The sequence below is a fragment of the Bacillus cereus group sp. BfR-BA-01355 genome (assembly GCF_022663675.1).
GTDB classification, from domain to species: Bacteria; Bacillota; Bacilli; order Bacillales; family Bacillaceae_G; genus Bacillus_A; species Bacillus_A thuringiensis_S.
In genome coordinates this window covers 1-5,402 of sequence record NZ_JAKUFY010000193.1, presented here as the reverse complement: position 1 = coordinate 5,402, position 5,402 = coordinate 1, and the positions used below count along the sequence as shown (strand labels likewise).

Genomic DNA, 5,402 nt, shown 5'->3' with positions numbered 1-5,402 from the left:
AGTAGAAAATCTCGCAATTGATTTTTATATGAAAAATTTCGGACATATCTCTCCATTCATGGGAGAAGAAATTAATCAATGGATAGATGAGCTTAATCAATCGTTAGTAGTTGAAGCAATGAAAATCACATTAGAAAACAATAAACGTAATTGGTCTTATACAAAAGGAATTCTAAAAGATTGGCATCAACAAGGCTTTAAAACAATTCAAGATGTAGAAACAGCACAAGCAACATTTCGAAGACAACAAAGTAAAAAACGTACTGGTAAAGGTTATGCTAATCGAACTGAAGCTGTACCAGATTGGTTACATCAACAGGAAGAAACTGAACCTATGCAACAACCACATCAAACTCAAAGCGATGATCTTGAAAATAATAAGAAACGTCTTGATGAGATTTTAAACAAATATAAAAATACTAAGGGGGAGTAAGGTATGAAGAACACAGGTGTTGTAAGAAAAGTCGATGAGTTAGGGCGTGTAGTAATTCCAGTAGAGTTACGCAGAACTTTGGGGATTGCTGAAGGTACAGCACTAGACTTTCATGTTTATGGAGAAAATATCATTTTGAAAAAACAAGAAAAGTCATGCTTTGTAACGGGCGAAGTGTCTGAATCCAACATTGAATTGTTAGATGGCCGAATGTTTTTGAGTAAGAAAGGTGCAAGTGAGTTACTGGACCTCCTTCAAAAGAATGTGACGGAACATGCCTAAACAACTAAATATTTTTGATGTAGAACCAGAAATTTGTCAGTTCGATGTAAATAAAGCAAATGTAAAGAGGGGACCTGGTCGGGTTACATATGCAGATGTACGCGTTCATGTTCCCAAGAACGCTAAATGCACGGATGAATTACCACGTACAACTAAACAAGATGATCGTTATGACATCTTTGAACACTATACAATGGCAATTTGGAGATTTCAACGAGCTGTAGATAAGTTTTTTAATTGGGATGCAGCCGAAGAATTGTGTAAGGCAGCAAGGGATAAAAAAGAAATAATCCCGGTACGGATTTACTTAGGAAGTGGATTTAAGCCAGATGTTGTCGAGTACATGAAGTGAGAAAAAGGGAGAGGAACATATGAAAAAAGAGATTGATGTTACAAGTAATAAAGTATATGTGGTTACGGATGGGAAAATCCTTTCTTTTGCCCCACCGGCAAGTGGTTATGGTGAACAAGTAGTAATTTGGGTTAACGGTAAAGTTGGTCATGTTAAAACTACCTCCAATGAAATGATAAAGTAATTAGCTTTTTAAGGGAGTGTTTAAAATGTCGGCTTTTAAAGTTCGAATTGCTTTAGAAGAAGTGAATTTCTTATGGGATCAAAGAGAGGTTCTCCAGTTTCGAGAACTTTGGAATAGTAACTACACACTTTTAGAGATTTCGAAAAGGTTTAAAAGAAAGCAAATAGAAGTAGCGGCACTTATTTTAGATCAAGTGGATAAGTTTAAGATCCGCAAAAGAAAAATGGGTTTAGGAGATATTGGTGACAAGAAAGTTCGGAATAAAAAGAAAAAAGAAATGCCACTATACGTCTACATTGCTTTAGAAGAAGTAAATTTTATTTGGAATGAGGACGATATAGAGCTTTTTAAGGATTTATGGATGAAGCAGCTTGGTATTGAAGAAATAGCAAACAGATTAAGAAGGCATCAAATTGAAATAGCAACATTAATATTGGATCAGTTCGGTTTAGAATACATGCTTAATTGTTTAATAGATACGAAAAAAAGAGTAGCTTAATTAAATTAGTGAGGGAGCGAATGGAAATGAATTTAACTAAAATATTCGGAATGCAAAAGGTATTGGATACAAGAATTGTTAAGGAACATGGATTGGAAGGCGAAAATTTATTTTACAATATGATCCTTGCTTTACAAGTTGAAATAGGAGAGCTTGCAAATGAAACTAGATGTTTTAAGCATTGGAGTAATAAAGGGCCAAGTGAAAAAGAAGTTATTTTGATGGAATATGTTGACGGTTTACATTTCATAGCATCATTAGGCAACGGTATTGGCTTTAATCCTAATGAATATAGTGCGGAATTTTTAAATCACAACGCAAATGTTTTTTCTGCAAGTTCTTTAGTCAGTCAATTCAACAATGTATATGAAGCTGTATCGGAATTTCGTGCAACTCAAGACATTGATCTTTATGAGGAATTATTGTACTCGTTCTTAGGTTTAGGTAAGAAATTAGGATTCACATTTGAAGAGATGGAGCAAGGTTATTACAAGAAGAACGAAGTAAATCATCAACGTCAGAATAACGGGTATTAAGCAATGAAAGGTATGTGCATAGATGTGGATCATTCAGCTTTACTGGGAATAAATGAAGAATATTTTTTATTCCCAGCTAAGCCTAATCATTACTATGTCAGCAAATTCGATCGTAAGGAATCGCATTTTGGATGTTATCCAGCAGAGAGATTTAATGTGGTGGAGAGCGAGGTTTTAACATCAGAACCGCAAATTAATATGCCTAATTTAGATGAAAGTAAATTCTATAAAGCTCAATTAATTTGGCGAACAAAAGGCTATAAAGATAAACCGCTTAAGGATTACATTATAAAGCCTAAAGGTACACATTGTTTCTTCTGGCATGATCGAGAACGTGAAAAATTATGCGGATGTTTTCCGATACATTGGTTTGCTAATTTTGAAGAATTAGCAGCGGAACCAGAAAAAGTTAAAGAAACGCCAAAGCAGGAACTTGTTTCATTGTTAGAAAGACCTGGTGGTCAACTAGCGTTCTTTTAAAATCTGAATTTTATTAAGAAATGGAGTTTGTAATGAAAAGAGCCATGAGTTGTGAAGGCTCATGGCTCATTGTATAAGGGTAAAGTCGTAATGACTTTATAAAAAAATAATACCACGAATATCCAAATAAATACAATAAAAGTAAATTAAATGGTATGAAATTTGAATTTTATTAAGAAATGGGGAATGAGAAATGGCTATTGAAGCACATAAATGTAACGTTAAAGGATGTAATGGTCTTGTAGTTTTTGAAAATGCTGATTTTGATTTGCAAAATCCTGACACAATTAAAGGAGTTTATGCACTTGATGATCCTACTTGTAACGTTTGCGGAAAAGAATTTCTAGTAGTACCTAGCTATTCTGTCATTGATCTTGATGTAGAAACACAAGAATTTGAAGAAATTGAACCAGCTTGTATTACTGAATGGCAGAATCAAAAATTTTAACCAAAGCGTTATTTTAAAATTAAAGAGCACCCAGGGGAGCGCTCTTCGATCAAGACAATATTGAAAAATACTCGTAATATATGTAATCTTTTTAGCTTTGTGAGATTAATCAAAAGTTTTTTGACTTGTTTTTGGATGGTATTACATTTTGTTCTATTTTTTCGTAAAGATTAAGTAATTTTTTGATGAATGTAATTTTCGGTGTTAACCAATATGAAAATAGCGCTGAAATAATTCCTATTAAAGCTCCTGTTATGACATCGAAAGGATAATGAACTCCTACCCAAATACGAGAAATAGCTACGCAGAATGCAAGTACAAGCCATAACCATCTAGCCTTTTTACGAATAAGCCAGAATGAAAAACAAATTGAAAAAAATAGAATCGTATGGTCGCTAGGAAATGAATTATCTACTGCATGATCGACAAGTTTATTAACATTAGGTAATACTGCAAATGGTTGATAATTCAAATGCAAATTCCCTGCTAATTTTCCAATTATTTCAGCAGTTACGAAAGCAACCATTGCTTGAACAATCATCATTTTGTTTTTTCTAGATTGAGTAAACCAATAAGCCATAATAATTAAACCTAAAAAATACACCATATATTCCGCTACAAATGCCATAGTTGAGTTTAGGGATGAATATGACTTCCCTAAATCATTGATTGCTCGAAAAGCATCAATATTTAATTGAGAAAAAGACATTTTTAAGTCGCTCCTTACTGTGTGTTTATAACTTTATAAGGAAAATTATAGTAAAGAGTTTATAGTGAAAAAATTGATTTCAGTGACATTAGTATTACAAAATTGTAAGGATTAGCTCATTAAAGATTTTTAATAAAATAGTTATTTTATTAAAAAACGAGGAAATGAGGGGAGTGAAAGGAAAAGAACCCTTTATATAAAGGGTTCTTCTGGTGATTTAATCTATCAATTACATTCGTGGTAATCTTCATCACATGAATCGTTATTATCGTTACAGCATATACAAAATGTTTTTTGAACAAATAAACTAACTTCACTATTAGAACCTTCCTGCTTTGTAAGAGTAAGACTTTGAAAATCTTCAACTTGAAATATTTTTGTTTGAACAGGTTGTAATGTAGTAGTAATTGGTACGCTAGATCTTCTTGTTAGAATAGTTACTTGAACGGGTGCACTCATACCGACAACGAATAACTGAATTAATGTTTTATTATGATTGTTTGTAAAATCCTCAAATACAGTTTGTGGAGCGGTGGTTTGAAGGAAAACAGACACAGGTATATTTCCATTTGCATTTTCTGCAAAACCAGCTATCGTATGAGTTTCAATAAAACAGTTGTTTTTTTGATTGTTGGAATGTGATTGGTTTTTATAATATTTTTTACCATCTTTATAAAAGTAATCAGCCATATGAATTTAAAGCTCCCTTCTTTTAGATATCTATATAGTCTATTTAATAAAGTGAAGTAGTGCTTGTACAACATAATAAAATCCGCTCTCGTAATTACCTAAAAATGTTATTTAGAAATTAAAGAGCGCCTTGAGAGGAAGGCGCTCTGACCAAAACTAATGTTGAAAAAGGATACCCAAGATATTGTATGTATGTTTTTTAGATAGGTGAAATTTTATAACAAAATCTTTATTTAAATAAAAAGAGCGCTAATCGAGAGCGCTCCTTATACCTCATTATAACGACAGTGACGAGCTCACATTATATAGAAAGGCACTATTATTGTATGTCAAAGTATGAGGTTAGTGAATGAATTTAGATAAAATCGTTATTTTAAATTGTTTAGCCCCCTTGAAGGGCGCTCCAAGGGGCTAAGATTCGAGAATTTTTAAACTCTTGTTTAATTATATGAAAACTCCCTAAAGATTATCTATGGAATTTTAACACTTAACTGATTATTTTTACAGACATATATTGAAACTCGAATGTTAATAAAAGAAACCCCGTTTATTCACGGGGCTTCTAAGGGTAATTGTCAAGTAATGACGTACTCGACTAAATAACCATATCATGAATTTTTTGGTAAAAATACTGGTAAATGCGTCCAAATGGATGGGAGCATTATTTTAAACAAAAATGCTATTTTGTACTTAGTAAATGACAAAGCAGCTAGCTCAATGAACTAACTGCTTTATCGTCCAAGAAGAACAATACCCACAATACATTGTAACTAAAGGTTACAACTATAG

General features: G+C 32.7%; 10 protein-coding genes. 8 read left to right on the top strand and 2 right to left on the bottom strand.

Annotated features, from left to right (window positions below; genetic code table 11):
- The 8 genes from MR167_RS30240 to MR167_RS30205 all read left to right on the top strand — a co-directional run.
- On the top strand, window positions 1-433 hold a 433-nt coding region (locus MR167_RS30240), incomplete at its 5' end, for a DnaD domain-containing protein (RefSeq protein WP_242316153.1).
- Between the two features lie 3 nt (window positions 434-436).
- Window positions 437-715, top strand: coding sequence for an AbrB/MazE/SpoVT family DNA-binding domain-containing protein (locus MR167_RS30235; RefSeq protein ID WP_242316152.1), 279 nt, complete (start codon window positions 437-439; stop codon window positions 713-715).
- A complete protein-coding gene (locus tag MR167_RS30230; RefSeq protein WP_001125976.1) occupies window positions 708-1,067 on the top strand; it encodes a hypothetical protein in 360 nt (119 codons plus the stop codon). The genes MR167_RS30235 and MR167_RS30230 overlap by 8 nt, the downstream gene beginning before the upstream one ends.
- 19 nt (window positions 1,068-1,086) lie before the next feature.
- Window positions 1,087-1,251 carry a DUF3954 domain-containing protein gene (locus MR167_RS30225; RefSeq protein ID WP_098291750.1) on the top strand — a complete coding sequence of 55 codons (165 nt, stop codon included), beginning with the start codon at window positions 1,087-1,089 and terminating at the stop codon, window positions 1,249-1,251.
- Between the two features lie 25 nt (window positions 1,252-1,276).
- Window positions 1,277-1,750: a sugar ABC transporter substrate-binding protein gene (locus MR167_RS30220; protein ID WP_242316151.1), complete on the top strand. Its 474-nt coding sequence runs from the start codon at window positions 1,277-1,279 to the stop codon at window positions 1,748-1,750.
- 20 nt (window positions 1,751-1,770) lie between these two features.
- Complete coding sequence (locus MR167_RS30215) at window positions 1,771-2,286, top strand: dUTP diphosphatase (RefSeq protein WP_242316150.1); 516 nt, start codon at window positions 1,771-1,773, stop codon at window positions 2,284-2,286.
- Between the two features lie 3 nt (window positions 2,287-2,289).
- On the top strand, window positions 2,290-2,766 hold the full coding sequence (locus MR167_RS30210; protein WP_242316149.1) for a hypothetical protein: 477 nt from the start codon (window positions 2,290-2,292) through the stop codon (window positions 2,764-2,766).
- Between the two features lie 193 nt (window positions 2,767-2,959).
- Window positions 2,960-3,214 (top strand): hypothetical protein, encoded by a 255-nt coding sequence (locus MR167_RS30205; protein WP_000963458.1) that lies wholly within the window; start codon window positions 2,960-2,962, stop codon window positions 3,212-3,214.
- 109 nt (window positions 3,215-3,323) lie between these two features.
- Here the strand turns inward: MR167_RS30205 and MR167_RS30200 are convergent, their stop codons facing one another.
- A complete protein-coding gene (locus tag MR167_RS30200; protein WP_242316148.1) occupies window positions 3,324-3,923 on the bottom strand; it encodes an undecaprenyl-diphosphatase in 600 nt (199 codons plus the stop codon).
- A gap of 225 nt (window positions 3,924-4,148) precedes the next feature.
- A complete protein-coding gene (locus MR167_RS30195) occupies window positions 4,149-4,613 on the bottom strand; it encodes an exosporium protein D (RefSeq protein ID WP_242316147.1) in 465 nt (154 codons plus the stop codon).
- Between the last annotated feature and the right edge of the window lie 789 nt (window positions 4,614-5,402).

Bases quoted from the DNA above. Each gene is read 5' to 3' on its own strand.
- MR167_RS30200 (WP_242316148.1), bottom strand. From the start codon at position 3,923: ATGTCTTTTTCTCAATTAAATATTGATGCTTTTCGAGCAATCAATGAT.
- MR167_RS30230 (WP_001125976.1), top strand. From the start codon at position 708: ATGCCTAAACAACTAAATATTTTTGATGTAGAACCAGAAATTTGTCAG.
- MR167_RS30235 (WP_242316152.1), top strand. From the start codon at position 437: ATGAAGAACACAGGTGTTGTAAGAAAAGTCGATGAGTTAGGGCGTGTA.
- MR167_RS30205 (WP_000963458.1), top strand. From the start codon at position 2,960: ATGGCTATTGAAGCACATAAATGTAACGTTAAAGGATGTAATGGTCTT.
- MR167_RS30210 (WP_242316149.1), top strand. From the start codon at position 2,290: ATGAAAGGTATGTGCATAGATGTGGATCATTCAGCTTTACTGGGAATA.
- MR167_RS30225 (WP_098291750.1), top strand. From the start codon at position 1,087: ATGAAAAAAGAGATTGATGTTACAAGTAATAAAGTATATGTGGTTACG.
- MR167_RS30195 (WP_242316147.1), bottom strand. From the start codon at position 4,613: ATGGCTGATTACTTTTATAAAGATGGTAAAAAATATTATAAAAACCAA.
- MR167_RS30220 (WP_242316151.1), top strand. From the start codon at position 1,277: ATGTCGGCTTTTAAAGTTCGAATTGCTTTAGAAGAAGTGAATTTCTTA.
- MR167_RS30215 (WP_242316150.1), top strand. From the start codon at position 1,771: ATGGAAATGAATTTAACTAAAATATTCGGAATGCAAAAGGTATTGGAT.